Origin of the sequence: Rathayibacter sp. AY1A5 (genome assembly GCF_002930875.1) — a bacterium.
GTDB lineage: Bacteria > Actinomycetota > Actinomycetes > Actinomycetales > Microbacteriaceae > Rathayibacter.
On the sequence record NZ_PSTM01000008.1, the window covers coordinates 37,989 to 63,751 of the forward strand.

Below are 25,763 nucleotides of genomic sequence, written 5' to 3' on the forward strand. Positions count from 1 at the left end.
TCGGGAAAGCGCTTCCATGCGCATGCATCGAAAAAGATTCTGAAATGTCAAGGGTAGAACGATCGTTCTCGACTCCCTAGCATCGCCTCCGACGCGTTTCCCGACCGGGAGCGCGCGGAGCCGAGGAGTCACCGTGACCACCTACGACAGACCCGTCGCCGCCGTCGGCATGACGCAGTCGCAGCAGCAGGGCGAGCTGCTCGCCGGCCGCGCCCTCGAGAACCGCGCCCTCGGCCTCTACGCGTACGCCTACCGCCTCACGCTGTCGGACTCCGCGGCGAGCGCCGCCCTCCGCCACGCGGCGGTCACCGTCCGCAGCGGACGGCCGCAGGGACTCGACGACACGGGCGCCCTCGACCTGATGCGCTCCGAGGTCGGGCGCGCGAGCGTGCAGCGCGGCGGCTCCGCGATGGAGCGCGCCGAGCAGGCCCCCGCGGCGATCCGCGAGGACGACCTGCTGCGCTCGGGCTTCCACCGCCGCCTGCACGCCCTGCCGACGCTCGAGCGCCAGGCCTGGCTGCTCCGGCACACCGGCGGCCACGACGTCGACGCGATCGCGGCGATGCTGCAGGAGCCAGCGGAGCGCATCCGCTCGGCCCTCGCCTCGGCCGCCCGCACGCTGGTCGAGGGCGAGCTGGCCGAGAGCGAGTCCGCGGAGTAGCGCGGCACGAGGTGCCCGAGAGACGCCGGGTCCAGCCGGCGGCGCCCCTCAGGCGTCTGGGACCCGGCAGCGACTCGGCGCGACCGGGAGGACGGGGTCAGTCGAGGTAGTCGATGTCGTCCCACGGCTGGTGGACGTCACCGGTGTCGCGGTCGTCGTCCGGCACCTCGAGCTCCTCGAAGATCACCGGAACACCTGTCGAGATCAGGACGCTGACCTGGCGGTTGCCCACGATCACGAAGTCGACGAGGCCTCCTCCGGCCTGCGTCGCCTCGGTCGCCGACCGCTTCAGCTCGGCGACGTCGGTCCCCTGGGACAGCCCGTAGGTCTTGCCCTCGATGGTGACGGTGGTGCGGATCATGTGGCGCTGCTGCTCCTCGGCTCGATGGATTCAGCGTACGAATCGCGACAGAGCGCTGCCAGGCCTTGCGGTGGACGCCCGCGGCTGCCACGGGTGAAGGGGCCGGCTGAGGCGAGCGGCGTCCGGAGCCGAGGCCGGAAGCAGCGTGACGGGCCGCTCGGGCGGATCCGCCGCTCCTGACCTCGGTTCCGGACACCGGGCGGCGGAGTCGACCGGGCGCGCTCCACGGAGCTCCCGCCGTAGCGTGGAATCTGTCCGCACGTTCCGCATCCAGCGACAAGGAGGATCCGATGACCGAGAAGAACACTCCCGAGGACCCGCAGACCACCGACCCCGAGCACGTCGACCCCGAGACGGCCACCGACCCCGAGGGCGACCCGGTCGAGAACCCGTCGGGCTGACGCCCGCACCGGAACGGCCCGCGGCCACCGGGACACCGCTGAAAAGGCGGAGTCCCGGGGGTCGCGGGCCGTTCCCGTGTCCGGCGCCGCCATACTGACGGAGTGCAGGCCGAGGACGACGAGCGCAGGGATCTCGAGCGGATCCTGTCGGCCCGACCCCGCGACGACGGCGCCGACCGGGACGAGCGGCGCGAGGCGCTGCGACGGCTCGGCGAGCTGGAGGCGGAGGACGCGCCTCCCGGAGTGACGCGGTCCGGCGCGCAGACCGGCGCCACGCCGTCCGTGGCACAGCCGGGCGCGGCGCATCCCTGGACGGCGACCGACTCGCTTCTCCCCCTGCCCGCGACCGCACTCCCGCTGTCGGCGACCGCCGGCTCCGGGACTCCGGAGTCGCCCGCCGAGCACCCCGACCGGCCGGCCCCGCGGACGCCGCACCCCCGCCGCCGCCGCCTCGTGCTCGCCGCCGCGATCGTCGGCGGAGCCGCGGTCGGCGCGATCGTCCCCACCGCGCTCCTCCTCCCTCCGCCCGCGGACCCCGTCGCCCCGCCGACCGCCTCCGCGGATCCCGCCGACCGCTTCGCCGCGCTCGTCGAGGGCTGGGAGCCGACCACCGACGTCCCGCCGGGCCTCGCCCTGCTCGCGGGGGAGGCCGTCGTCTACGGCTCCGGGTTCGACACCGCCGAGAACGACCGCCTGCTGATCACCGAGCCGAACGGCACCACGGTGTGCCTCGCCGTGCAGCGCCCGGACGCGTCCTTCTTCGCCGGCTGCACCGGCTCGGAGGCGTTCTTCGCCGGGGAGCCCCTCCGGGTCAGCGGCACGACGCTCCGCAGCGGCGCCCCGGTGTACACGCAGATCCTGCTCCGCCCGGACGGGACGATCGAGGGCGGCTACCAGCTGGTGCCGGAGCCGCCGCAGCCCGAGGCGGAGGAGTCCGGAACGGTGGAGTCCGGGTCACCGGACCCTGCGACCAGCGAGCCCTGAGCCGCCGGGCCCGCGACCAGCGAGCCGTGAGCCTGCGACCAGCGAGCCGCTAGGCGCGCGTCGCCTCCGCCGCGTCCGCGATCACCTGGGCCGCGGACGCCGTCCGCTCCCACACCGCGCGCTGCCGCTCGGCGCCCGTGCCCCGCGCCAGGACCCGCTCGACGCCGCACGCCGCGACCTCCTCGTCGCCCGACTCCGCCAGCGCCCGACCCGCGTGGTCGAGCAGGCGTGCCAGTACCGTGGAGGCGGGGGCCGGGCAGCCGTCGACCGGATCGATGAGGTCGCCGGTCGTGCCGTGGCGGCTCGCCAGCCACGAGGAGACGGCGATCACCGGAGTCGGCAGCGGCACGGGCGGGACCCCGGCGCCCGCGTCGCGCACGGCCGTCTCGGCGAGCGCCCGGATCAGGACGGCGATCAGCGCCGAGTCCTCGGCGTGCAGCGGGACGTCGGCGATGCGCACCTCGACGGTCGGGTGCGCGCGGGAGAGACGGGCGTCGAAGTAGAGCATCCCCTCGTCCAGCAGCACGCCGCAGGAGGTGAGGGAGGCGACGACGCTCCGGTACTGCTCGACGTCGCCCCAGATGCCGACCGGGCCGGCGGTGGGCCAGCGCCCCCACGACTGGTAGCGCCAGCTGGCGAACCCGGTGTCGGCGCCGGCGCTCAGCGGGGAGTTGGTGCTCAGGGCGAGGAGGGCGGGCAGCCAGCCGCGCAGCCGGTCGAGGACCGCGATCCCCTCCTCCGGCGACCCGATCCCGACATGGACGTGCAGGCCGCAGGTGAACTGCTCACGGGCGACGAGGCCGAAGCGCTCGGCCATCCGGTCGTAGCGCTCGTCGGCCGAGAGGTGCGGCTCGAACGCGGCGGGGCTGGTCGCGACCGCGACGGCGCGGGCACCGACCTCGCGGGCGGAGTCGTCGGCCAGGCGGCGGCCCTCGCGCAGCCCGGCCAGCAGCGCGTCGTGCGTGCGGGCGGGCGAGCCGACCGCCTCGATCTGCTCCGCCTTGAGCTCGGCGGCCAGGGCGACCGCCGCGGAGCCGCGGACGGAGCCGAGCAGCAGCGGCGCCGCAGGCGTCGGGAGGAACGTGCCGGCGTCGACGAGGAGGTACTCCTCCTCCACCCCGAAGGTGCGGGCGCTCATCGGAGCGCCTTCCGCTCGAGTCCCCCGCCGCAGCCCACCCGGTCATCCCACCGTGCCGGGCGCCCGCCGGGCAACCGTCCTCGGCCGATGTTCAGCGTCGGGACGCCCGCGACGCCGGTCCGCGGGCGGGCTGTCAAGGCCGGGTGCAGCGGGGCGCGGAGCGGCAGGATCGGAGCACACCCAGAACCGGAGGTCCCCGTGCCCGACAGCACTCCCGAGCAGGCCGAGTACGACGTCGCCGTCATCGGCGCAGGACCCGCGGGGACGGCCGCCGCCCTCCGCGCCGCGGAGCTGGGAGCGCGCGTCGTCGTGCTCGAGGCCGCGCGCGTCGGCGGCACCTGCGTCAACACCGGCTGCGTGCCCACCCGCGTCCTCGCGAAGACGGCGCGGATGATGCGCGAGACCCGCTCCGCCGGCGACTACGGGATCGAGATCGGCACTCCCGTCCTCGACTGGGCCGCGACCGTGCGCCACGTGCACGAGCGCGTCGACCTGGTGCGCTCGATCAAGAGCGAGGCGCAGCGGTTCGAGGAGGCGGGAGTCGACCTGATCCACGAGGGCCGCGCCCGCTTCGTCGACGAGAGCACCCTCGTGCTCGACAGCGGGCGGCGGATCCGCGCGCGCTCGATCATGGTCTGCGTCGGCGGGCACTCGCGGCGGCTGCCGATCCCGGGCGCCGAGCTCGCGACCGTGCCGGAGGACATGCTCGGGCTGACCGAGCTGCCGCGCCGCGTCGCCGTGATCGGCGGCGGCAACACGGGCGCCCAGCTCGTCACCGTCTTCAACGCCTTCGGCTCCGAGGTGACGCTCCTCGATGTCGCCCCGCGGATCCTGATGACCTCCGACTCCAGCATCTCCGAGCACGTCGGCGCCGCCTTCGAGCGCCAGGGCGTCCGCGTCCGCACCGGGATCGAGACGGTGTCGGGCATCGAGCGGCAGGACGACGGCTCGCTCGCGATCGCGTGGCGCGAGGGCGGCGAGGACCGCACGGCCGAGGTCGACGTGGTGATCATGGCCACCGGCTGGCCCGCCGACGTCGAGGACCTCGGACTCGAGAACGCGGGCATCGAGGTCGTCCGCTCGGCGATCCCCGCCGACCAGTACTTCCGCACCGTCGTGCCGCACATCTTCGCGGTCGGCGACGCGAACGGGCGCGACATGCTCGTCCAGGCGGCGCAGTTCGAGGCGGAGGCCGCCGCCGAGAACGCGGTGCTCGGCGCGAACCGGCGCACGCCTCAGTTCCTCCTGCCCGCGGGCGGATTCACGGACCCGGACTACGCGGGCGTCGGCTTCACGCAGGAGCAGGCCCGCGAGCGCGACCCGCAGTGCGTCGTCGCCTCGGTGCCGTTCTCAAATTTGGACCGCGCCGTCATCGACGACCGCGAGAACGGGTTCCTCACGCTGATCGCCGACCGGCGCCGCGAGCTGCTGCTCGGCGCGCACGCGGTCGGCGAGAACGCGATCGAGGTCGTGCAGTCGGTGACCACGGCGATGGCGGCCGGAGTCGACCTCGCGACCCTCGCGAACGTCCGCTTCGCCTACCCCACCTACAGCGCGGTGATCGGGATGGCGGCGCGCGCCCTGCTGGCCGAGCCGGCGCGCCCGACCGAGCTGGACTGACGCGCTACCCGATCCTCGGAGGCGGCGCCAGCCCCGAACCGGCGGCCCGCCGCCTCCGAACCACTGGAGACGGGCACTCCGCCCGCCCCGCCGAGAGGAACCCCTGTGCCGATCCCCGCTGTCGACTACAACCACGTCCGACTCACCGTCCGCGACATCGCCGTCTCGCGCCCCTTCTACGACTCCGTCTTCGGCTTCGACGTCGCCTTCGAGGCGCCGCCGGCCGACGCGTCGCCGGAGGAGAAGGAGCAGCTGGCGTTCGTGTTCGGCGGCGTGATCTACCAGTTCCCGGGCGGACTGCTCGGCCTGCGCCCCGTCGCGCCCGGCGACGACCGCTTCGACGAGGACCGGGTCGGGCTCGACCACGTCAGCTTCACCGTCCCCGACCTCGACGCGCTGAAGGCGGCCGCGGCCGTGCTCGACGACCTCGGCATCGCCCACGAGCCGATCAAGGACGCCGGCGGCATGAGCCTCCTCGAGTTCCGCGACCCCGACAACATCGCGCTCGAGATCACGTCCCCGAGCTGATCGGAGCAGCGCGCGCACGATCGGGCGGGTCTCACCCGGCCTCCACGCTGATCGAGTAGCGCGCGTATCGAGATCCCCCACGCTCGAAGGGGCGGGTCTCGATCCGCCGTTGCGCCGCTACTCGACCAGCAAGGGTCCCCGCCGTGCTGATCGAGTAGCGCGCTCAGCGCGCGTCTCGGGATCCCCGCGAACCCACGGAGCGCGGACTACGGACGACGTCGACGGTACGGAGTCGTCGTCGACACCCGGACCAGGCCCGCGCGCTCCAGGATGGGCCGCGAGTACTCGGTCGAGTCGCTGTGCACGAGGGTCTTCCCGAGTGCCTGTGCGGAGGCGGCGCGGGCGGCCGTGACCAGGCCGTAGAGCCCGCGTCCGCGGTAGTCCGGCAGCGTCGCTCCGCCCCAGATGCCGGCGAAGGCGGTGCCCGGGACGGGCTCGAGCCGGCCGCCGGACGCCATCCGCCCGTCGACCTCGGCGACCCACAGCTCCATGCCGTCGCCGCGCGCCAGGCGGGCGACGAGCGAATCGGCGATCGACACGTCGACCTCCTCCTCGAAGGCGGCGTCGATCATGGCGCTGAACGCGCGGACGTCCGGCTCGTCGACGACCCGCCGCAGCACGACCCCCTCCGGGACCGGCCGGTCCGAGAGCAGCGCCTCGACCGGGCCGATCATGATCGACTCGGCCTCGTCCGGCGCGAAGCCGTTCGCGACGAGGGCGTCGTGCATGCCCGGGGCCTCGTCGTGGCCGCGGGTCTTCCACTCGACGCGGGTGATGCCGGGATCGGCGTCGAAGTGCGCGCAGGCCGCGGCGACCAGGCGGGCGATCTCCGCGGAGGAGGCGCCGGCGAGGTCGCGGTAGGTGACGAAGCCGCGTCCGCCGGCGAAGGTCACCAGACGCAGAGGCCCCTCCCGCGTCACGGAGACGGCGCTCGGGGTCTCGGCGTCGGAGCGGAGCTGGTCGTCGTAGGCGCGGAGGTAGTCGGAACTCATCGCCCCGACGCTACCCCCGGACCCGGGCGATCAGGTCCTGGATGAAGGGGATGACGTCCTTCGCCTGGTCGACGCTGGCGAATCCGGTGGCGACGAGCGGCCAGATCGAGCCGATGAGCGTCGCGATCACGGCGGCCACCGCGGCGACCCAGGCGAGGGCCGCGTTGCGGGAGAGGAACGCGACGGCGAGGCAGGCCAGGCCGACCGCGTAGCTGAGGACGATCGAGAGGACGATCGCGCCGACCGGGACGTCGAGCGCCCCGGCCGTGGTGCCGTCGGCCGCGCCGATCAGCCCGAGGACGGGCAGCAGCACGGCGACGACGACCACGAACGAGAGCACGACGCCCGTGCCGAGCGCGATCCAGGCCGCGCGCGGCTTGCGTCGCGCGCCGTACGAGCGGGTGCGCACGGGACTACTCCCGACCGGCGGCGGACGACGCGCGGTCGTCCTCGGAGCGGTGGGCGTCGGCGTCGTCGGACGCGTCGTCGCGATCGGCCGCGGCCTCGTCGTGCTCGGACTCCTCCGCAGGAGCGACCTCGACGGTCGCGGTGCGGGGGTCGCCGTCGTCGTCGACCGGCTCGACCTGGACGCGGACCACGAACTCCGCGGTCTCGACGACGGCCGGAGCCGCGTGCGTCTCGACGCGGGGGTCGTCCTCGTCGCGCTCGGCGGCGCGCTCGTCGTCGGCCGTCTTCTGGGCGGCTGCGCGCTCGTCGCGCTCGTCGGCCGCACGGTCCATCGCGTCAGCGGCGTCGTCGGCGGCGTCCGCCAGACGTCCGCGGGCGGAGTCGACGGCACCGGAGACGGCGTCGCGAGCGTTCCCGGCGGCCTCCACGGCGGAGTCGCGGGCGTCGGACACGGCGCGCTTGGCGGTGTCGACGAGCGGCTCCTCGTCCTCCTCCGGCTTCTCGATCGGGTCGAACGGGCCGTGGACGTCGGTCGCCTCGACGTTGACGACCACGTGGCCGCCGGCGACCGGCTCCGCCACGCGCTGCACCTGATCGCGCACGGCGTCCAGGACCTCGCGGACGGGGTGGGGGTACTCGACGACGAGGTCGATGTCGACGGTGGTGACGCCGTCGGCCTTCGAGACCGTGACTCCGGGGACGGTGCTGGTGCCCAGCACGCGGCGGGAGGCGCGGTCGAGGCCGCGGGCGACGGCTCCACCGAGGTGGTGGACGCCGGACACGCGCTGGGCGCTCTCGCCGGCGGCGGTCGCGACCCGGCTCTCGGTCGACTCGGGCTCGGACGGCTTCCCGTCGCGGCGGGCGGACTCGCGCCGGCTCTGCTCGTTCGGGGTCGGCTGCTCATCGGTGCGGATGCGCTCGACGGTGCCGGGCTCCATCGGATCGGACATGGGGTGCTCCTTCAGAAAGACTTCCATCCCGCCTGAGCGGGGCTCTCCGGCCCTCCCGATCGGGAGGGCCGGACGGTGGTGCCGGCGGCTACTGCACGCGGGCGGTGCCGCTCATCTTCGTCCGCAGACCGCTGACGATCTGGATGACGACGGGCGTCTCCTCGCCGAGGAGGGCGTCCCACTGGCGGACGGCCTGGTCGACCGTCTGCCGGGTGCGGGCGGGCGAGGCGCCGCGGCGGGTGTGCGCGGTGACGCGCAGCACCTTCTGGTGCTTGATCTCGAACGCGGTCACGTCGACCGCGACGATGGACGGCTCCTGCGACAGGGCCTCCTCGAGGACCTGCGCGGCGACCTTCGCGTCGATGGTGACGGAGCCGCCTGTGGGCGTCCCCGCTCCCTCTCCGGAGCCGACGCGCAGCAGCGTGGAGGTGCGGCCGCGGCCCTGGCGCACGATGAAGCGCACCAGCAGCAGGATGAGGACGAGCGCGACGCCCGCGATGACCCAGAGGATCCACGGGGTGCCGCCCGAGAGGGCCTGGCTCGTGGGGTCGGCCGCGTCCTGCGCGGCGGTGGACACGTTCTCCTGGACCTGCGGGAGCAGCGACCCCACCGCGACGGCGCCGCCGGCTACGAGGAGGACGAGCCCCACGACGAACAGGAGCAGCCGGTTGAGGAATCGGTTCGTGGTGGTCATCAGCGGACCGTTCCCTTCTCGGACAGGCGCACCTTGGAGCGCAGGCGCGGGGTGCAGTCGAACGTGGCGAGCTCGGCGTCGACGGCCTCGCGGATCGGCGTGACGTCGATGCTGCGGCCGGAGGTGCGGGAGACCGTCACGTCGACGACGCGGGATCCGACCGACACCGACACGTTGTCGGGGTCGACGTCACCGGCGTAGCCGGCGGTGCGGCCGACGGCCTGCGCGATGACGCGGTCGTCGACGATCGCCGCGGTGCGGTCGGTGCTGACGGCGCGACGGCCGCGACGGCCGGGCTTGAGCGACACGACGATCAGGACGAGCCCGATCAGAGCGAGCACGGCGCCGGCGGCGGCGGTCAGCGCGATGGGCGCCGCGGCCGCGTTGAGCAGCGAGGACGCTCCGTCCTGCGGGGCCACGAGCAGCGCGGGCTGGCCGAGGACGGCGAGGACCGCCTCCGTGCCCAGCCACGCGAACAGGAGGATGAGCAGGACGGCGAGGACGATCGCCGATCCGGAGCGGGACGAGTGCGTCTCGCGCCGCACCAGGTGCGGGTAGAGCGCCCGGCCGGCAGTGGTGGGAGTCGTCACGACACCCTCCTTCGTTCTCGGAGGTCGGCACCGGTGATCCGGAGGTCGACCCGGCCGATCGTGGAGCCCGTCAGTTCGAGGCAGCGCGAGCGGATGGTCGTCTGCGCCCGGCTGAGTCGGTCCAGCAGCGTCCCGGAGGAGCGGCGGCCCGTCTCGCCCAGGGGCGTGACGTGGATGGGGGCGTGCGCGACGACGTGGAGGCGTCCTCCCTCGTCGTCGAGCTCGACGGACACGTCGGACGAGTTCACGTCCAGCGCCTCCGCGGTGACGGCCGACACGACTCGGCGCACGGCGCGCGAGCTGATCGTCGTGCGGCCGTGGCTGGCCTCGTCGGCCATCACCGCCGCGGTCACGAGGACCGCCGCCCGCGGAGGGTGTCGCCGAGGGAGCGCAGGTCGAGCTTGCCCTCGACGACCCGCCCGACGCCGTAGCCGATCGCCATGGCGAGGGCGACCCAGAGGAGCGCCCAGAAGCCGAAGACGAGGGCGGTCAGCGCGAGGACCGCGCCGAGGACCAGGCCGATGTGGGACGGAGTCACTTGACGCGGCTCTCGGTCTCGTCGTCCTTGTCGTCCGAGGGGATGAAGACGTCGGAGATGGTGACGTTCACCTCGGCGACCTCCATGCCGACGACCGAGGAGATGGCCTCGGAGACGGCGGAGCGGATGCTGTCGGCGAGCTTCTGCAGCGCGACGGGGTACTCGGCGACGACGGTGATGTCGGCGGCGACCTGCTTCTCGCCGACCTCGACGGAGATGCCCTGGCCGCGGTCCTGCGCGTTGATCGCGTTGCGGATGGCGCCGATGGCGCGGGCGGCGCCGTTGCCCAGGTCGTGCACGCCGGGGACCTCGCGGGCCGCGATGCCGGCGACCTTCTCGACGACGCCGTCGGCGATCGTGTTCTTGCCGGCCGAGGTGGCGGTGCCGTGCTTGGCCGAGGAGGCGTTGGCGAGGCTGGTGGGGGTGACGTTGGTCATGATCTTCTCCAGATGGTCAGAGGTCGTGGCCGGGGCCGCGGTGCTCACGATCCGTGGCACATGATGAAGACGTGGCCCGGGGCTCGGACGTCCCGGTGGCTCAGCCAAGGTGCAGGGAACGTCGAGCGGAGATGCGTTTCGCGGCCACCGGCGTCCACAGGCTCCTTCGGCGCACTCGCTGAGCGGCCAGCGGAGTGCACAGCCGCGTCAGGCCGCGGTCGCCGTCCCCGCCGGGAGCCGGCGGTCGCGCCGACGGGTGAGGGCGCGGCGCCAGGCGGGGCTCCACCGCTCCTCGGCGACCGCGTTGACGCCCCACGACAGCAGGAGGACGACGACGAAGGCGACGAGTCCGGCTCCGTCGCGGCCGATCAGCGGCCAGAGCGCGCTGACGATCGCGCTGCCCACGACCAGATGGAGGATGTAGAGCGAGTAGCTGATCCGCCCGAGCCAGAGCAGCGGCGCCCATCTCAGCACGGCGGTCCGGCGCCGCATCGCGACGACCGTGACGGCCGCGCAGACGCCGAGGACGACCGCTCCGTCCGGCCCGCCGTGGAGGAGCTGGGCGTTCAGGGCCGCGATCAGAGCCGCCGGCACGGCGAGGAGCTCGAAGCGCCCCTGCCGTCGCGAGAGGAACAGCAGCATCCCGACGCAGAAGAGCGGTCCGTACTCGGCCAGCGTCAGGTTCGCCAGGACCCGGACGGCGACCGACGCCGAGACGACGTCGACGCCTCCCGAGGCGAGGTGGGCGGCGACGGAGGCGGTCGCGGCGACGCCGAGCCAGACGACCACCAGCACGCGGACCAGCCGATCCGTGAACCGGCACTTCGTGAGGACGAGCACGAGCAGCACCAGCAGGTAGAACTGCATCTCGACGGCCAGCGTCCAGAACGCGCCGTTCACATTGGGTACCAGCAGCAACCGCTGCACCATGGTGAAGTTGAGCAGCAGCTCCAGCGGCGTGAGGTCGGTGCCGGGGACGCGGGTGAGAGCGCCGACGACGATCGAGACGACCACCGCGACCCAGTAGGCCGGGTAGAGGCGGCTGACGCGGGAGATCGCGAAGTCCGACGGCCGCCGCGCGCGGTCCGCGGACATCAGGATCACGAAGCCGCTGATGACGAAGAAGAGCTGGACGCCGAACTCGCCGAACGGGAGCGCGAAGGATCCCGGCGGTGCATCCGGATGATCGAGCGAGAACGCGGTGGTGAAGTGGTAGACGACCACGCCGAGGGCGGCGAGGCCGCGCAGACCGTCGAGCTCGACGAAGCGTGACGCCACGGCTCCCCCGCTCCGGAGCCCCCGCCCCTCGCTCGAGTGTTCCAGAGCGCTCCGGCCGCCCGCGCGTCGGCCGTCCGTCGTTCCGCGCCGCGCCCGGCACCCGCCTCGACCCGCATCCCGGCGGCGGAGGCGCGGGGAGGGCGGCGCTACGCTCCCGGGATGGATGCGGAGCGCGCGGGCGAGGGCATGCCGAGCTGACCGAGCGGTTCGTCGCGGATGCGATCGCGTCGGCCTCGCGCATGACCGAGCGCGGGCTCCTCCCCGCGGAGGAGCAGCGCGTCAGGCCTCGTGCAGGTGGCGGTCGAGCGTCATCCAGTTCTCCCGGCTGAGGCGGGCGGCGCCGTCCGTGTCGCCCGCACGGAGGGACTCCACGATCGCGCGGTGCTGCTCCACGGATCCGCGGGCCGCGAGGGAGGCGAAGCGCTGGCGCTCGGCACGGCGGATGAGCGGAGTGGCCTGCTCGAGCACGTCCTCGATCATCCCGTTGCCGCTGAGCCCGGTGAGCACCGCGTGGAACGCGTCGTCGGAGCGCAGCGCCAACTCGACGTCGCCGTCTGCCAGCGCCCGCGCGAAGTCGTCGTTCGCCGACTCCATCGCGGCGAGCGCCTCCGCAGTGACGGCCGGGCCGGCGAGGCGCGTGGCGAGCTCGTGCATGGCGGCGGCGATCTGCTGGGCGTCGCTGATGCTCTCGGCCGTGGCGGGGGTCACGATCGTCGCCCGGCCGGGCTTGGCCGAGACGAGGCCGACGCGGGCCAGCCGGAGCAGCGCCTCCCGGATCGGCGTCCGGCTGACCCCGAGCCAGGCCTCGAGCTCCTGGTCGCGGAGGCGCCCCCCCAGTAGGCGCGCGAACCTGATGCCCCCACCGGCGCCGGAGAAGCCTCGCGATTCTCGATGAACGAGAGGACATAAGCTCGCACACATGGCAGCCGGCGCAGTGATGTACAACTTCGCGATACAGCTGGCCGATGTGGACCGCGGCGTCTACGAGGACATCACGTTGCGCGCCGCTCGGCACCCCTCCGAGACCGACGCGTACATGATGACGCGCGTGCTCGCGTACTGCCTCGAATACGTGGAGGGGATCACGTTCAGCGAGGGGATCTCGTCGACGGCGACCGAGCCGGCGGTGCTGGTCCGCGATCTCACCGGCAGGCTGACCACGTGGATCGAGGTGGGCGCGCCGGACGCCGAGCGACTGCACTTCGGGAGCAAGCTGGCCGACCGCACGACGGTCTACACGCATCGCAACCCGGAGAAGGTGATCGCGGCGTGGTCCGGCAAGCGCGTCCACCAGCTCGAGCAGATCTCCGTGCAGAGCTTCGACCAGGGGTTCCTGGATGCCGCGGTCGCGGTACTCGAGCGCCGCAACACGCTGACCGTGTCGGTCGTCGAGGGGCAGCTGTATCTCGAGTTCAACGGCGTGACGTCGAGCAGCGACATCCACGTGCATCAGCCGGGCTGAGCCGGCGCCGAGTGTCACGAGGTCCGCGTCCGGAAGACCGGTCGGAGGACACGATGGAGCATCCTCCGAGACGGTCCCTCGGGACGCACCCGGAGACGACGAGGGCCGGCACCGCCGTGAGACGGTCCGGGCCATCGGGCACGCTGGGGCTGCGCGTCAGCGGCGCAGCGTGTGGCTCGGCTTCTCGTCGAAGCGCACCTGGTACGCGCTCGCGAAGCGGCCGAGGTTGCCGAAGCCCCACTCGCGGGCGACCGCGGCGACGGTGGTCGAGCAGGGGTCGCCGGCGACCAGGTCGGAGTGGGCGCGGTCCAGGCGCACGTCGCGCAGGTAGACCGACGGCGACACCCCGAGGTGCCGCTTCGTCGCCTGCTGCAGCGTGCGGGTGTGCAGACCGGCCGCGCGGGCGGCGTCGGCCGGAGTGATCGGCTCGTGGGCGTGGTGCTGGAGGAAGTCGAGCGCCACCCGGGTGCGGGAGGCGGACGGGCGCCGCAGCACGGCCGGCACGTCCCACGCGCGCCACGGGAACAGCAGGAGCAGCACGCGGGCGAGGTCGAGCTCGGCGGTGAAGCGCACGAGCGGAGTGATCGCGGCCGTCGCGAGCGCGGCGCTCGCCTCCGTCACCGCGGCGCGCCAGCGGGCGAGGACGCCGGGGTCGGCGTCCGCCGCGTGGTCGAAGGAGACGGGCTGGCGGGGGCCGGCGTGCGTCTCGGTCGCGACGTCCTCGAGGAACCCGGGGGCGAAGTGGATGAGGTTCTGCCGGTGCGGCTCGAACTCGAGCCCGAACTGGCGCTCCGCGGGGAACAGGAACGGGGCCGACAGCGCGCCGGTCCGGGTGAACGGCGGCAGGTTCAGGCGTCCGCCGCCGGCGCGGAACCAGCCGACGACGTACTCCTTCAGGTGGGGGACCTGGCCGGTGAGGGCGCCGGAGCAGTCGGAGGTGCGCAGGGTCACCCGGTCGCTGCCGCGGACGGCGTAGCGGTAGGAGAAGCCGCGCTGCGACGGAGCGACGCGGAACTCGCCTCCGCCGTACGCCTCGGAGTAGACGGCGGACGCGGCGGTCGGATCGTCGCCGGAGGCTTCGTAGCGCCGGTCGGCCCGCTCGTCGCCCGCGAAGGGGCTGCCGAGGGTGAAGGTCGACTCGCTCATGACGTCCGCCCGGGGCGGCGGCGGAGGGAGCAGTGCATGGGGGACTTCTTCCGGGTTCGGGGTCCGTGCGCTCCGGGGGACGCACGAGGGGTACGGAATCAAGACGTGTCGAGGAGCCGGAATGTCACGAATCCCGTCTCGAGACGTCCCCCATCGGCGGCACTCGCAATCCGGCCAGCGGATTCGGCGGCCCGTTGTCAAGGCTGGTAGTCATGCCGGACGGCGCCCCACACTGAGGGCACCGGCGCGCGGGGACACCGCGCGCGGGACCGCGGAGGAGGCGCTCATCGACGACGACCCCCTCCTGAACGCGTCCGACGCGACCCTCGCCGCGCGCGCCGTCGACGGCGACGTGCAGGCGTTCGAGCAGCTCGCCCGCCGCCACGGCGCCCTCATGCGCGTCTACGCCGCGAAGCTCCTCGGCTCCGAGGCGGAGTCCGAGGACGTGGTGCAAGAGGCGTTCCTCACCGGCTGGCGGCGTCTGGCCGATCTCGACAGCCCGGCGCACATCCGCAACTGGCTGATGCGCATCGTCACCCACAAGGCGATCGATCGGATCCGCGTCCGCCGCCGCCACGACGACATCGACGACTGGGATCCGCCCGCGCCGCCCGAGCACTCCCCCGAGCGCATCGTCGAGGCACGACTCCAGCTGGACGCGGTCTGGGAAGCGCTGGACCGATTGCCTGCTGATCAGCGACGCTGTTGGCTACTCCGCGAGACCGCCGGCTACAGCTACCAGGAGATCGCCGACGCTCTCGAACTCCCCGTCTCGACGGTCCGCGGCCTCCTCGCCCGGGCCCGTCGATTCCTGCTCCACGAATTGGAGGCATGGCGATGACCGACGACGCCGCCGTGCCCGAGGACGACCTCGACGGCCACACGCTCGAGGAGCTGGGCGAGTACCTCGACCGCGGTCGCGAGCCGCGCGACCCCTCGATCGAGAACTCCGCCGCGTGCCGGCTCGCTCTCGCGAACCTCACCCGCCTCACCGAGCTCTCGGCGCGGGCGCTGCGGCAGGAGGCCGACCGCGAGCCCGACCGCGACGAGGTCTGGATCGCCGGCCTGCTCGACGCGATCCGCTCCGAGGTGCGCTCCGGCCGCGACATCCCCGTCCGCCACCCCGACCCGACCCTCCGCCTGGCGCTCACGGAGGCGGCCGTGCGCGGGATGATCCGCCGCGCCGGCGACACGATGGGCGGCGTCATCATGGGCCGCTGCACCCTCGACGGCGACGTCTCGGCTCCCGGCGCCGTGGTGCGGATCGACGTGACCTGCGCCCTCGAGTTCGGCCTGCCGGTCGCCGTGGCCGCCGACCGCCTGCGCGAGCGCATCCGCTACGCCCTGGAGCGCCACACCGAGCTGACCGTCGGCGCGATCGACGTGACGGTCGACGACGTGTACCCCCACCGGGAGGAGCGGGAATGACCGACGACACCGAGCTCTCGCAGCGGCTGACCGCCGAGATCCGCGACATCGAAGGCGTCGCGGGGGTCTACCCCGCCCAGCCGATCGTCGAGGCCGCGGCCGACGCGCTCGCCGTGAAGCTGGACCTGCGGCAGCCCGACGTGCTGGTCGACATCGACCGGTCGGAGGGGTTCACCACGGTGAGCGCGCACATCGCCGCGTCCGCCGCACTGCCGGCCCCCGAGACGCTCCGCCTCGTGGGCGAGCGGATGCACGCGCTGCTCGCCGCCGACCCGTCGATCACGGGGCCGCTCGCCGTGAACGTGAAGGTGCGCCTCATCGAGGACTCGGGGCGCGCCGAGCACTGAGCGGTGCCGCCGCCGTCCCCTCCCGGGGGAAGCCGCTCGGGTACGCGGCGTGCCGCGTAGCGGAGCGGCATCCCGCGGAAGGGATCAGGGGCAGCCCGACCGGGTCAGCAGGAGACGAGGCGGTCGAAGCGGGACGCGACGCCCGAGCTGTCGCTGAACTTGCGGTTGATGACGCTCATCTTGTTGCAGCCGCTGTCCGGGCCGTTCCTCCAGATGACCTTGACGTTGCTCGCCTGGTCGTAGTGCCACCACACCGTGACCTGCGCGCGACCCAGGGAGTCGCGCTGCGAGCGGACCTCGTAGCAGTTGCCCGGGCCGCCGTTCTGGTAGACGAGCTGCCCGGCGGAGGCGGGGGTCGCGACGGCGACGGCCCCTCCGAGGGCGAGGGCGATCGCGGCGAGCGTGGCCGTGAGACGACGATGCATGGTGTTCTCCTTCGAACGGGCGATCGGAGGCGACGGCGGCCGCCCCTCTGCCAGCACCCTGGACCCGGCCGTCCTCCGGCCCATGTCCCGGACCCCCTTTGCGAGATGCCGCTCGGAGACGCCTCGCGCGGCGGGTCGCGTACCGGAGCGGCATCTCGCGGAGGGGATCAGAGGCGGGCCGGGCGAGCCCCGCCGCGGGCCGTTCGGGGGTCGGCGGCGCTCTTGTGCGCCGAGCCGCCGGGGTCCACCATCGAGCGACGGCCCCCGCCCGGGGCGGCCGCACCCGACGGGTCAGGGGCGCCATGCGGTCGCGAGGTCTGCTCTTCTGCCTGATCCCGCCGATCCTCTGGGGCGGCATGCTCCCGGTCGCGGACAGCATCGCGGCGACGGTCGACTCCTTCTTCATGACCCTCATCCGCTACACGGCCGCCGCGGTCGTCCTCGCCCTGCTGCTCGCCCGGGCGGAGGGGCTCCGCGCCTTCCGGCTCGACGGCCGCGGGTGGCGGCTGGCGCTGCTCGGCGCCTCCGGATTCGCCGGCTTCGGCCTGCTCGCCTTCACGGCTCTGCGGTTCACCTCGGCCCCGAACGTCAGCCTGATGATGGGGATGATGCCCGCGATCGGCGCGGTGCTCGCGAGCATCGGCGCGCGTCGCCTGCCGCCAGCCGCCACCGTCGGCTGCATCCTGCTCGCGCTCGCCGGAGTCGCGCTCGTCGTCACCCGCGGCGACGTCGCCCTCCTCCTCGACGGCGAGCTGGGGTTCGGCGAGCTGCTCGCCCTGCTCGGCGCGATCTGCTGGGTCGTCTACACGCGCGGAGCCGCGGCGTTCCCCGGCTGGTCGGCGCTGCGGTACTCGACGCTCACCACCGCGCTCGGCTGCCCCTCGATCGCCGTCGCGGTCGCCGTGGCGACGGCCACCGGCTCCGCGCACCCGCCGACCGGAGCCGAGGTGCTCGCGGCCTGGCCGCAGCTGGCCTACCTGATCCTCCTGGCCGGCGTCGTCGCCGTGCTGCTGTGGAACGCCGGCATCAAGCTGCTCGGCGCCCTCAACGGCACGCTCTTCCAGAACCTCGTCCCGGTCACGACCTTCGCGATCAGCATGGCGGGCGGCTACCGACCGGGGCCCGTCGCCCTGCTCGGCGCGGCCATCGTCGTGACGGCGCTGCTGCTCAACAACTGGGCGACGCGGCGCGCGGCCGCGGTCGCCGCGCGTCCCGCGGCGGTGCCGGCTCCGGTGCGCTGAGCGCACCGCGGGAGCCTCCCGCTCGGGGCGGTCACTGGTCGGAGTTGCCGGCCCAGCGGACGGAGCCCTGCGCCTCCTCCTTGCTGATCGGGGACACTGTGCGGCAGTGCGAGCACTCGAGCAGGTAGCGGGTCGAGACGGTCAGGACGGGGACGAAGAAGAGCGAGAGGCGCGTCCGGCGGCGGAGGATCCGCTGCTCGTCGCGCTGCCCGCAGACGCGGCAGACGAAGACGAGCGTCCGGAGGAGGTCCTCGACGGCTCGGGTCCCGAAGATGAGGAGCATGCGTCCGAGCGTAGGGAGCAGGGCGCGCTCGGCGGAGGGGGTTGCCGGGGCGCCGTCGCCGCGTAGCGCCGGGCGCAGACGACCACGGCGAGCGCCGTCTCGAGCAGGTCGCCTCCGTAGAACAGCAGGAGCGCCGCCTGGCGTCCGGTCTCGTCCGGCGCCTCCGCGTAGAGCACGGTCGCGAGCAGCCCGTGCGCGGCGATGCCCGCTCCGAGCACCCCCAGGCGCAGGCCGAACGGGGCGCGGTGCGGGTTCGGATCGACTCCGGCGAGCGCCGCCGTCATCAGGCAGCCGCTGAGGAGGAAGTGCACGCTGAGCGCGAGGTGCAGCAGCGGATCGGCGTGCGCGGTGGCGAGCAGTCCGGTCGCGTGCACGAGCCAGAGGGAGCCCGTCGAGAGCAGGAGCGCCGTCACGGGGTGGGCGAGGAGACGGGCCGGGCGGCTCCGGAGCAGCCGCGAGAGCCGCCGGGCCGCGGTGACGTCGAGCGCGCGCAGGGCCAGGGTGACGGGGGCCGAGAGCACCAGGAGGAGCGGCGCGAGCATCCCGAGGACCAGGTGCGTCAGCATCGCCCCGCGCGGATCCGCGTGCGACCACTCCGCGAGCGGACCCGTGAAGCAGAGCGCCGCGGTCGCGAGCCCACCGAGGAGCAGGGCGGTGCGGTGGAGCGGCCACGGCCGTCCGCGCCGCCGCTCGAGGGCCGCGGCGCCCCCTCCGAGCGCCGCCACCGCGGCCAGCGGGACCAGGAGCAGCAGGCCCAGGTCGAGCAGGGTGTGGTCGGCGTGCGGGGTCACGCCGTCGCGCGCCGTCGCCGAGGCAGGAGGAGCAGGCCCGCCGCCAGCAGCACCGCTCCGGAGGCGATCCAGACGGAGTCGTAGAGCAGCAGGTCGACGTCGTAGCGCACCTGGTGCACCCGGAGCAGCTTGTGGTCGACGACTCCGTCCCACAGCTGGAACAGCCCCGCCCCCGCGAGCCCCGCGGCCCACGCCGTGCGCGGACGCAGAGCGGATCGGCGCCGGGCGTCGGCGAGCAGGAAGCCGCCGCCGACGAGCGCGAGGATCTCGGCCGCGTGCAGCAGCCCGTCCGAGAGCAGGCCGATCGCCGGAGTGGAGCGGTCGTAGAAGTGGTGCCAGGCGAGGACCTGGTGGAAGACGATCTCGTCGACGGCCGCCATGAGGCCGACTCCGATCAGGAGGCCGCCCTGGAACGCCCGGTCGCCGCGGAGTCCCCGACGACGCATCCGGTCCCCTCCCGATCGAGTGCCGGGGCCCCGGGATCCCGAGACCCCCGCGCCTCCTCCCGAGGCCCCGCCACCAGGGAAGCGGACACGCGGATCGCAGCCTAGAGGGTTGACTCCTCGCGCCCGCGCCGGTCGTGCTCCCCCTCCGCTACGGGCTGGGCCGACGAGGCGCAACCCCGCGCGAGGGGCGCTCCCGTTCGGGAGAGTGGAGGCATGCAGCAGCTGACCTACGCCTCCAAGAGCTTCGTGACGACCGACGCCGTGACCGAGGCCCTCCTCGACCTGGTGACCGCGATCGACCGCCAGGAGCACTCCGAAGCGGTCACGGTCCCGGCGTTCACCGAGGACGGCGAGCTCATCGAGGCGAAGATGACGCTCGACGCGAGCAGCGAGCTCGTCGCCGTCCCCGTCGAGGTCTCCATCAAGGACGAGGAGTCGACCACCGGCGCCGTCGAGGCCGCCGTCGAGGACATCCGCTCCCGCATCAAGAGCAACCGCGCCACGATCGCGCGCCCCGTGATCGACGAGGACCCTGAGCCCTACAACTACGAGGAGTTCTGAGCAGCGCCTGCGGGCCTTCACGCCTCCGCACTGAGGTGCCTGGATCTGCTCGCGACACGCCGGACCTGCCAGCCGATGCGGGCAGCTCAGCGGCGGTCCTGGCCCTGCGCCTCTTGACCGGCGGCGCAGCAGGGAGTCGGATGAGGGCGTGCGCGCGCTGGTCCCCGTCTCCGATCCGTGGTCCGTCGACGGGAGCGGGCGGACGAACGACGGGCCGGTCGATGACCTCTCGGTCCGCGCCGAGCGGGACGGCGGCTCGTACTCGGTCCGGACGCTGCGGCTGACCGGTGTCCGCCTCGGGCCGCGCGGCTCGGTGCACGGAGTGGTCACCGATCCCGTCGCGACGGCCGCGCTCGCGATCGGCTCGCTCCTCCTCTCGGCGATCCCCGCCGGTCTGCCCGGGGACCGGACGCGAGCCGCGATGGTGGCAGCGGAGGCGCGGGCCCAGCAGCTGGCCGCCGACCGGCCCGCGTGGGACCTGAGCGCCCTCCCCCTCGACGGGATCGACTACGCGCTCTTCACCCGGACCCTGCCCGAGGGCGCCGTCGCGCACGCCGACCTCGGCTGGGCCGTCGTCGCGCTGTGGAGCACAGGCCCGCTCCCCCGGGGTCCCTTCCACCTGCTCGACATCCCCGACGAGCCCGTCCCGCGCTGAGTCGCCCGGATCGGCTCGCGACACACCGCAGCGGGGAGCCGCTCCGGGCGACTCAGCGAACGGGTCAGCGCACTCAGCGCAGGGTCACGCACCCGCGACCGTGGAGCCGCGCACCAGCAGCTCGGTCGGCAGCAGCGTCACGCGCTGCACCTCCTCGCCGGCCAGGAGGCGCACCAGCACGTCCGCCATCGCCTCGCCGAGGCCCGTGGAGGGCTGGCGCACCGTGGTGAGGCGCGGCTCGCTCGCCTCGGCGAAGTAGTCGCCGTCGAATCCCGCGAGCGCGATGTCGCCCGGCACCGTGAGGCCGCGCTCGCGCAGCGCCGTCAGGGCGCCCGCCGCCATCTGGTCGTTGGAGGCGAAGACCGCGTCGATCGGCCGGCCGGAGTCGAGCAGGCGGCGCATCGCCGTCGCGCCGTCCTCGGGCGAGTAGTCGCCGTACTCGACGAGCGAGTCGTCGAGCCCCGCGGCGGTGACGGCCGAGCGCCAGCCCGACAGGCGGTCGATCGCGGCGGGCATGTCCTGGCGGCTCGCGATCATCGCGGGGGCCGTGCGGCCGAGGCCCAGGAGGTGCTCGGTGACCGTGCGCGCCGCTCCGGTGTTGTCGACGTCGACGAAGTAGCTGCCGCCCTCCTCCGTCAGCGGCCGCCCGCCGAAGACCACGGGGAGCGAGGCGCCGAGCTGCGCGTAGGAGTGGTCGCCGCTGTGGTGCGAGACGACGAGCGCGCCGTCGACGTTGCCGCCGAGCAGGTAGCGCCGCGTCTTCTCGGGCGCCGCCTCGGATGCGATCACGATGGTGAGCGTGTACTCGGTGCCGGCGAAGGCCATCGCGGCCCCCTGCACCACCGAGGCGAGGAACGGATCCGCGAACACCTTCGCCGCCGACTCCGGCACCACGAGCGCGACGGTCTGCGTGCGGCGGCTGGCGAGGGAGCGCGCGGCGCGGTTGGGCACGTAGCCGAGCTGCTCGATCGCGGCGAGCACGGCCGTCCGGGCGCCGTCCTTCACGCGCGGGGAGTCGTTGACGACCCGGCTGACCGTCGCGCGGGAGACTCCGGCCAGCGCGGCGACGGCTTCGAGGGTCGGGGCGGCCGAGGCGGTGTCGTGGGTCATGCAGGCCTTCCTCGCGGGTGCCTCCGAGGCTAGCCGAGCGCCGGAGGAGCGGGACCGTGGAGGGCGTCCTCGGCGCGAAGGGGCGCGGATCGCGGCCATTCGGGGGTGATGCGGGGCGGCGGAGCGGGCCGGCGGAGCGAGTCCGCGGCGTGCGAGGGCCCGGATCGAGGCCGTTCGGGGTGGCGCCGGGCGGTCGGGGGCACCGCCTCGGCGATGGCCGACACGACCGGCGCGCAGCGATCGATCGCCCGCCGCCGGCGGCAGGCCGCCCCCGGGACGGTCAGCGCCCGCGACGGAAGCGCGCGAGGAGTCTCCGGAGCCGTTCGGCCTGCCGGTCGGTGAAGTCGTTCGACAGCCGGAACGCCTCGCTCGTCGGGTCCGCCCCGTTCGCGACATCGCGGATGGCGCGCAGCGCCTGCTCGGACGGCGTCGGCCCGTCCCCCGGACGCGGCTGCGCGGGCCCGCTCGAGGGGTCCTCGTCGCGCGGGTCCTTCGGCTCCATGTCGCCTCCTCCGCGCCAGCCTAGGCGGCGGGAGGCCGGGCCAGGAGGCCCGAACGGGGCGTGATCGACGGGATCCTGCGCGGCAGCGGTCGGGATGAGCCGAGCACGACGAACGGCCGAGCCGAGAACCCGCCGACCGCTCAGTCCACGGCCCGATCCCTCACCGCAGCCCCCGACCCCCGGACCCGGAGCGCCACGGCCCCGGGCCCGAGGCCCCCGTCCCGCGGTCCGATGTCCCCCGACCCGGTCCCGCGGGAGTCTCCTGGCCTCAGCCCTTCACCGCTCCGCTCATGATGCCCGCGATGAGCTGGCGTCCGGCGAGCAGGAACAGCACCAGCAGCGGGATCACCGAGAGCACGGCGCCGGCCAGCACGATCGAGTAGTCGACGTAGTAGCCCGACTGCAGCTGCGCGAGCGCCGTCTGCAGGGTCGGATTCGTGGGGCTGAGGACGATCAGCGGCCAGAGGAAGTCGGTCCAGGCCATCATGAAGGTGAAGAGCCCGAGGATCGCCATCGCCGGTCGCGCCGCCGGGACGGCGACGGTGAGGAACGTCCGGAACTGGTTCGCTCCGTCCACGCGCGCCGCCTCGATCAGCTCATCCGGGATCACGTCGACCAGGTACTGCCGCATGAAGAACACGCCGAACGCGGTGACCAGCGTCGGCACGATCACGGCGCCGAGCGAGCCGGTCCAGCCGAGCTGCCGCATCAGGATGAACAGCGGGATGATGCCCAGCTGCGTCGGGATCGCCATGGTCGCGACCACTCCGATCATCAGGCCGTCGCGCCCGCGGAACCGCAGCTTCGCGAACGCGTAGCCGGCGAGCGTCGAGAACGACACGACCGAGAGCGTGATGATCCCCGAGACGATGACGCTGTTCAGCAGCGCCGTCCAGAACGGGATCGCCGTCAGCACCTGCGACGCGTTGGCGAGGAAGTTGCCGCCCGGGACGAGCGGCAGGGTCTCGCTGCGGGTCGCGTTCGAGCCGCTCGCCACGACGAACGACCACCACAGCGGGTAGGTCGAGCCGAGGATGAAGGCGCTCAGCAGCCCGTAGGTGAGGAAGCCGGGCCGGTCGACGCGGCCGGCGCGGGAGGCGCGGACGCGGCGCACCGGGAAGGCGGCGGAGGTGGCGGGGGCGGTCATCGCTCGCTCTCGTTCTGGCCGAGGCCGGTGGTGGTGAGCAGGGGGTCCGCGGCGGCGATCTCGTCGGCGGTCGCGGGGCGGGCGGAACGGCGCTTCGAGCGCTGCGAGATCCGGTTCTCGACGGAGGCGATCCGCCGCGAGATCGTGAAGTTCAGCAGGCCGATCAGCACGATCAGGAGGAACAGCAGCCACGCGATCGCGGCCGCCTCGCCGAAGTTCTGGCGGAAGAACGCCATCTCCCAGAGGTAGAGGACGGTGGTCTGGAACTGCCGGTCCGAGCCGCCGATGCCGCCCGCGTTCGACACGTCGAACAGGCGCGGCTCCGCGAAGATCTGCAGGCCGCCGATGGTGGCGGTGATGATCACGAAGATCAGGGTCGGCCGGATGCTGGGGATCGTGATCGAGCGGAAGCGGCGGAACGCGTTCGCCCCGTCGATCGCGGCCGACTCGTGCAGCTCGCGCGGCACGGCCTGCATGGCGGCGAGGAGGATGAGGGCGTTGTAGCCGGTCCAGCGCCAGTTGACCATCGTCGCGATCGCGACGTGGCTGGCGAGGCGGTCGTTCGTCCACTCGATCGGGCTGATGCCCACGAGGCCGATCAGATTGTTGATCAGGCCCTCCTGGTCGCTGAAGACGCTCGAGAAGATCAGCGCGACCGCGACCGGCGAGACGATGTACGGCAGCAGGACGCTCATCCGCCAGAAGGTGCTGGCCCGCAGCGCCTGGTCGAGGGCGGCCGCGAGCAGCAGCGCGACGGCGAGCTGCGGGATCGTGGAGAGCAGGAAGATGCTCAGCGTGTTGACGATCGAGTTCCAGAAGAAGCGGTCACCGAGCACGGCCGCGAAGTTCGCGAACCCGACGAAGTCGCCCTGGCCCTGCAGCAGCTGCCAGTCGTAGAGCGACACGACGAGCGTGTAGACCAGCGGGAACGCGCCGGTGAGCGCGAAGAGCAGGAAGAACGGCGAGATGTAGAGGTAGGGCGAGGCCTTCACGTCGAAGCGGCTCGCGCGCTGGCGGAAGGTCAGCGGGAGTCGGGGCGCCGGGCGCCGCTTCCCCGCGGGGGGCGTCGCCGTGGCCGGCGGGGTGAGTGTGCTCGTCATGGCGCTCTCTTCGAGGTCGAGTCGGAGTCGGAGGGGATGCGGCGGGGCCGGAGAGGTCTCGGTCCGGCCGGCGGCAACGGTTCTCCCGTGCGGCCGGGCCGGCCGGAGATGCGGGCGGCCCGGCCGCACGGGGACCGGGAGGTCCGGTGGCGGCCGGACCTCCCGGATCGGGTGGGCCTCGTCCCGGAGGGGTCAGCCCCCGGGCGTCGGCCCGACCGGATCAGTCGACGAGCTCGCCGAGGAGCTGGAGCGCCTCGTTCCAGCCCTCCTTGCCGTCGATCTCGCCGCGGTCGACCTTCTGCAGGACCGGTCCGAAGACGTTCTCCTGGATCAGCGAGTCGTCCGGGCCCTTGTACTGGGCGACGACGCCCTCGGCGCGCTGCGCGAGGATCGCGCCGGTCGGGGAGTCGTTCATGCCGGGGTCGGGAGCGGCCGCGGAGGCGAGCTCCTTCTGCGCGTCGAGGGTGCTCGGGAACGGTCCGGCCGCCTCGAACGCCTTCAGCTGCTGCTCCGGCTCACTGAGCCACGACGCCAGCGCGGCGGCCTCGGCGGGGTGCTTCGACTGGGTCGGAACCGAGAGGAACGAGCCGCCCCAGTTGGCGGGGCCGCCGGGGAAGACGTCGGCGAAGTCCCAGCCGGTGGCCTCGGCGTTCCCGCCGCCGGCCTCGACGTTGCTCTTCAGCGTGCCGAACATCCAGCCCGGGCAGACGAAGGTGGCGAAGGTCTGGTCGGTGAACGACTTGCCTTTGTTCCAGTCCCACGCCTTCTGCGCGGCCGAGAGGCCGGAGGCGGTGGCGTCGGTCAGCTGGCCCCAGCGCTCCTCGAGCTCCGGGTTGCCCTCGACGTTCAGCTCGCCGTCGGAGGTGTAGTACCCCTCGGGCAGCTGGTTGACCATGGCGTTCCAGACGAATCCGGAGTGGTCGAACCACGCCTTGCCGGTGGCGTCGTGGTACTTCTGGCCAGCGGCGAAGTAGTCGTCCCAGGTCGCGTCCGGTCCGCCGAGCATCTCGGCGACGGCGGCGCGGTCGGTGGGCATGCCCGCTGCCTCGAAGGCGGCGGTGTTGTAGCAGAGACCCTCGGGTCCGATGTCGGTGCCGTAGCCGATGACGCGTCCCTCGGGGTCGGTCGCCTGCTCGTACTTCCAGTCGACCCAGTCGGCCTTGCGGTCCTCGATGCCGTGGTCGCGCAGGTCGACGAACTGGTCCGAGACCTCCATGACGGAGCCGAGCCAGCCCTCCTCGATGGCGACGACGTCGGCGAGTCCGGAGCCGGCGGCGAGCTTGGTGAACGCGTCGGTCCGCGCGTTGCCGCCGGTGTCGATGTTGTTCGGGACGATGGTGATCCCCGGGTTGGCGTCCTCGTACTCGCCGTAGAGCTCGTCGAAGCCCATAGCGTTGAACGTGGTGACGGTCAGCTCGATCTCGCCGCCCTCGGAGGCGTCGGATCCCGACGAGCATCCGGTGACGATCAGGGCGAGGGCCGAGGCGCCGGCGATCGCCGCGGCGATCCTGGTGCGTCGTGAATAGGGCACGGTCACTC

Annotated in this window: 33 protein-coding genes and 1 pseudogene; 11 read left to right on the forward strand and 23 right to left on the reverse strand. The window is 73.5% G+C overall.

Annotated features, from left to right (window positions below; all coding sequences use genetic code 11):
* Positions 1-133: 133 nt before the first annotated feature.
* Complete coding sequence (locus C5B98_RS07370) at positions 134-661, forward strand: hypothetical protein (protein ID WP_104325651.1); 528 nt, start codon at positions 134-136, stop codon at positions 659-661.
* 97 nt (positions 662-758) lie between these two features.
* Here C5B98_RS07370 and C5B98_RS07375 read toward each other — a convergent pair whose 3' ends face one another.
* Positions 759-1,022 carry a hypothetical protein gene (locus tag C5B98_RS07375; protein ID WP_104224053.1) on the reverse strand — a complete coding sequence of 88 codons (264 nt, stop codon included), beginning with the start codon at positions 1,020-1,022 and terminating at the stop codon, positions 759-761.
* Positions 1,023-1,525: 503 nt separating this feature from the next.
* Between C5B98_RS07375 and C5B98_RS07380 the strand changes: the two genes are divergently transcribed.
* Positions 1,526-2,407: a hypothetical protein gene (locus C5B98_RS07380; RefSeq protein WP_104327558.1), complete on the forward strand. Its 882-nt coding sequence runs from the start codon at positions 1,526-1,528 to the stop codon at positions 2,405-2,407.
* A 49-nt stretch (positions 2,408-2,456) separates the two neighbouring features.
* Here C5B98_RS07380 and C5B98_RS07385 read toward each other — a convergent pair whose 3' ends face one another.
* Positions 2,457-3,545, reverse strand: coding sequence for a glutamate--cysteine ligase (locus C5B98_RS07385; RefSeq protein ID WP_104223998.1), 1,089 nt, complete (start codon positions 3,543-3,545; stop codon positions 2,457-2,459).
* A 198-nt stretch (positions 3,546-3,743) separates the two neighbouring features.
* On the opposite strand from C5B98_RS07385, the gene C5B98_RS07390 reads away from it, so the two are divergent.
* Both C5B98_RS07390 and C5B98_RS07395 read left to right on the forward strand, forming a co-directional pair.
* A complete protein-coding gene (locus C5B98_RS07390) occupies positions 3,744-5,165 on the forward strand; it encodes an NAD(P)/FAD-dependent oxidoreductase (protein WP_258063460.1) in 1,422 nt (473 codons plus the stop codon).
* Between the two features lie 105 nt (positions 5,166-5,270).
* Entirely contained in the window at positions 5,271-5,693 is a 423-nt protein-coding gene (locus C5B98_RS07395) for a VOC family protein (protein ID WP_104223996.1), read from the forward strand.
* 206 nt (positions 5,694-5,899) lie between these two features.
* Here C5B98_RS07395 and C5B98_RS07400 read toward each other — a convergent pair whose 3' ends face one another.
* From C5B98_RS07400 to C5B98_RS17455, 11 genes and pseudogenes are all read right to left on the reverse strand, one after another.
* A complete protein-coding gene (locus C5B98_RS07400; protein ID WP_104327560.1) occupies positions 5,900-6,685 on the reverse strand; it encodes a GNAT family N-acetyltransferase in 786 nt (261 codons plus the stop codon).
* Between the two features lie 10 nt (positions 6,686-6,695).
* Positions 6,696-7,094: a hypothetical protein gene (locus tag C5B98_RS07405; RefSeq protein WP_104223994.1), complete on the reverse strand. Its 399-nt coding sequence runs from the start codon at positions 7,092-7,094 to the stop codon at positions 6,696-6,698.
* Positions 7,095-7,098: 4 nt separating this feature from the next.
* Positions 7,099-8,043 (reverse strand): Asp23/Gls24 family envelope stress response protein, encoded by a 945-nt coding sequence (locus C5B98_RS07410; RefSeq protein ID WP_181065479.1) that lies wholly within the window; start codon positions 8,041-8,043, stop codon positions 7,099-7,101.
* 88 nt (positions 8,044-8,131) lie between these two features.
* A complete protein-coding gene (locus C5B98_RS07415; protein ID WP_104327562.1) occupies positions 8,132-8,737 on the reverse strand; it encodes a hypothetical protein in 606 nt (201 codons plus the stop codon).
* The gene (locus C5B98_RS07420) at positions 8,737-9,327 is read right to left on the reverse strand and encodes a DUF6286 domain-containing protein (protein ID WP_258063461.1); all 591 of its coding nucleotides are present in this window, start codon (positions 9,325-9,327) and stop codon (positions 8,737-8,739) included. The genes C5B98_RS07415 and C5B98_RS07420 overlap by 1 nt, the downstream gene beginning before the upstream one ends.
* On the reverse strand, positions 9,324-9,680 hold the full coding sequence (locus C5B98_RS07425; RefSeq protein WP_244230558.1) for a hypothetical protein: 357 nt from the start codon (positions 9,678-9,680) through the stop codon (positions 9,324-9,326). Before C5B98_RS07425 ends, C5B98_RS07420 begins: the two co-directional genes overlap by 4 nt.
* The gene (locus C5B98_RS07430) at positions 9,677-9,865 is read right to left on the reverse strand and encodes a DUF2273 domain-containing protein (RefSeq protein ID WP_104223990.1); all 189 of its coding nucleotides are present in this window, start codon (positions 9,863-9,865) and stop codon (positions 9,677-9,679) included. The genes C5B98_RS07425 and C5B98_RS07430 overlap by 4 nt, the downstream gene beginning before the upstream one ends.
* Complete coding sequence (locus C5B98_RS07435; RefSeq protein ID WP_104223989.1) at positions 9,862-10,302, reverse strand: Asp23/Gls24 family envelope stress response protein; 441 nt, start codon at positions 10,300-10,302, stop codon at positions 9,862-9,864. The genes C5B98_RS07430 and C5B98_RS07435 overlap by 4 nt, the downstream gene beginning before the upstream one ends.
* A gap of 207 nt (positions 10,303-10,509) precedes the next feature.
* Entirely contained in the window at positions 10,510-11,580 is a 1,071-nt protein-coding gene (locus tag C5B98_RS07440; RefSeq protein WP_181065480.1) for an acyltransferase, read from the reverse strand.
* Positions 11,581-11,859: 279 nt separating this feature from the next.
* Positions 11,860-12,288 carry a GntR family transcriptional regulator gene (locus tag C5B98_RS07445; protein WP_258063462.1) on the reverse strand — a complete coding sequence of 143 codons (429 nt, stop codon included), beginning with the start codon at positions 12,286-12,288 and terminating at the stop codon, positions 11,860-11,862.
* 9 nt (positions 12,289-12,297) lie between these two features.
* Positions 12,298-12,501: pseudogene (locus tag C5B98_RS17455) on the reverse strand (GntR family transcriptional regulator); the annotation flags it as partial.
* Here C5B98_RS17455 and C5B98_RS07450 point away from each other — a divergent pair.
* Positions 12,500-13,042 carry a YaeQ family protein gene (locus C5B98_RS07450; protein ID WP_104327565.1) on the forward strand — a complete coding sequence of 181 codons (543 nt, stop codon included), beginning with the start codon at positions 12,500-12,502 and terminating at the stop codon, positions 13,040-13,042. The pseudogene C5B98_RS17455 and the gene C5B98_RS07450 overlap by 2 nt on opposite strands.
* A gap of 156 nt (positions 13,043-13,198) precedes the next feature.
* Here the strand turns inward: C5B98_RS07450 and C5B98_RS07455 are convergent, their stop codons facing one another.
* Positions 13,199-14,188 carry a helix-turn-helix transcriptional regulator gene (locus C5B98_RS07455; protein ID WP_104323969.1) on the reverse strand — a complete coding sequence of 330 codons (990 nt, stop codon included), beginning with the start codon at positions 14,186-14,188 and terminating at the stop codon, positions 13,199-13,201.
* Between the two features lie 352 nt (positions 14,189-14,540).
* Between C5B98_RS07455 and C5B98_RS07460 the strand changes: the two genes are divergently transcribed.
* The 3 genes from C5B98_RS07460 to C5B98_RS07470 are packed head-to-tail and all read left to right on the forward strand — an operon-like array spanning position 14,541 to position 15,963.
* Positions 14,541-15,029: an RNA polymerase sigma factor gene (locus tag C5B98_RS07460; RefSeq protein ID WP_244248147.1), complete on the forward strand. Its 489-nt coding sequence runs from the start codon at positions 14,541-14,543 to the stop codon at positions 15,027-15,029.
* Positions 15,026-15,616: an Asp23/Gls24 family envelope stress response protein gene (locus tag C5B98_RS07465; protein WP_146076902.1), complete on the forward strand. Its 591-nt coding sequence runs from the start codon at positions 15,026-15,028 to the stop codon at positions 15,614-15,616. Before C5B98_RS07460 ends, C5B98_RS07465 begins: the two co-directional genes overlap by 4 nt.
* On the forward strand, positions 15,613-15,963 hold the full coding sequence (locus C5B98_RS07470) for a hypothetical protein (RefSeq protein ID WP_104225842.1): 351 nt from the start codon (positions 15,613-15,615) through the stop codon (positions 15,961-15,963). Before C5B98_RS07465 ends, C5B98_RS07470 begins: the two co-directional genes overlap by 4 nt.
* A 104-nt stretch (positions 15,964-16,067) precedes the next feature.
* Here C5B98_RS07470 and C5B98_RS07475 read toward each other — a convergent pair whose 3' ends face one another.
* Positions 16,068-16,388 (reverse strand): hypothetical protein, encoded by a 321-nt coding sequence (locus C5B98_RS07475; RefSeq protein WP_104327566.1) that lies wholly within the window; start codon positions 16,386-16,388, stop codon positions 16,068-16,070.
* A 302-nt stretch (positions 16,389-16,690) separates the two neighbouring features.
* Between C5B98_RS07475 and C5B98_RS07480 the strand changes: the two genes are divergently transcribed.
* Positions 16,691-17,629 (forward strand): DMT family transporter, encoded by a 939-nt coding sequence (locus C5B98_RS07480; RefSeq protein WP_104257493.1) that lies wholly within the window; start codon positions 16,691-16,693, stop codon positions 17,627-17,629.
* 31 nt (positions 17,630-17,660) lie between these two features.
* Here C5B98_RS07480 and C5B98_RS17460 read toward each other — a convergent pair whose 3' ends face one another.
* Genes C5B98_RS17460 through C5B98_RS07495 form a run of 3 tightly spaced genes read right to left on the reverse strand, consistent with a single transcriptional unit; the run spans position 17,661 to position 19,149 of the window.
* Positions 17,661-17,819, reverse strand: coding sequence for a hypothetical protein (locus C5B98_RS17460; RefSeq protein WP_374953052.1), 159 nt, complete (start codon positions 17,817-17,819; stop codon positions 17,661-17,663).
* On the reverse strand, positions 17,771-18,703 hold the full coding sequence (locus C5B98_RS07490; protein ID WP_181065481.1) for a cytochrome c oxidase assembly protein: 933 nt from the start codon (positions 18,701-18,703) through the stop codon (positions 17,771-17,773). The genes C5B98_RS17460 and C5B98_RS07490 overlap by 49 nt, the downstream gene beginning before the upstream one ends.
* A complete protein-coding gene (locus C5B98_RS07495) occupies positions 18,700-19,149 on the reverse strand; it encodes a DUF2243 domain-containing protein (protein WP_104327568.1) in 450 nt (149 codons plus the stop codon). The genes C5B98_RS07490 and C5B98_RS07495 overlap by 4 nt, the downstream gene beginning before the upstream one ends.
* 213 nt (positions 19,150-19,362) lie before the next feature.
* Between C5B98_RS07495 and C5B98_RS07500 the strand changes: the two genes are divergently transcribed.
* Together C5B98_RS07500 and C5B98_RS07505 are read left to right on the forward strand one after the other, a co-directional pair.
* Positions 19,363-19,710, forward strand: coding sequence for a hypothetical protein (locus tag C5B98_RS07500; RefSeq protein WP_104223965.1), 348 nt, complete (start codon positions 19,363-19,365; stop codon positions 19,708-19,710).
* 148 nt (positions 19,711-19,858) lie between these two features.
* Positions 19,859-20,365, forward strand: a complete 507-nt coding sequence (locus C5B98_RS07505) for a hypothetical protein (protein ID WP_104223964.1) — start codon at positions 19,859-19,861, stop codon at positions 20,363-20,365.
* A gap of 84 nt (positions 20,366-20,449) precedes the next feature.
* Here C5B98_RS07505 and C5B98_RS07510 read toward each other — a convergent pair whose 3' ends face one another.
* The 5 genes from C5B98_RS07510 to C5B98_RS07530 form a co-directional block, all read right to left on the reverse strand.
* Positions 20,450-21,475, reverse strand: coding sequence for a LacI family DNA-binding transcriptional regulator (locus C5B98_RS07510; protein WP_104223963.1), 1,026 nt, complete (start codon positions 21,473-21,475; stop codon positions 20,450-20,452).
* Between the two features lie 280 nt (positions 21,476-21,755).
* A complete protein-coding gene (locus C5B98_RS07515) occupies positions 21,756-21,977 on the reverse strand; it encodes a hypothetical protein (RefSeq protein ID WP_104223962.1) in 222 nt (73 codons plus the stop codon).
* Between the two features lie 268 nt (positions 21,978-22,245).
* Entirely contained in the window at positions 22,246-23,124 is an 879-nt protein-coding gene (locus C5B98_RS07520) for a carbohydrate ABC transporter permease (protein WP_104223961.1), read from the reverse strand.
* Positions 23,121-24,224, reverse strand: a complete 1,104-nt coding sequence (locus C5B98_RS07525) for a carbohydrate ABC transporter permease (RefSeq protein WP_104223960.1) — start codon at positions 24,222-24,224, stop codon at positions 23,121-23,123. The genes C5B98_RS07520 and C5B98_RS07525 overlap by 4 nt, the downstream gene beginning before the upstream one ends.
* Before the next feature lie 220 nt (positions 24,225-24,444).
* Positions 24,445-25,755 carry an ABC transporter substrate-binding protein gene (locus C5B98_RS07530; RefSeq protein WP_104224001.1) on the reverse strand — a complete coding sequence of 437 codons (1,311 nt, stop codon included), beginning with the start codon at positions 25,753-25,755 and terminating at the stop codon, positions 24,445-24,447.
* Positions 25,756-25,763 lie beyond the last annotated feature (8 nt).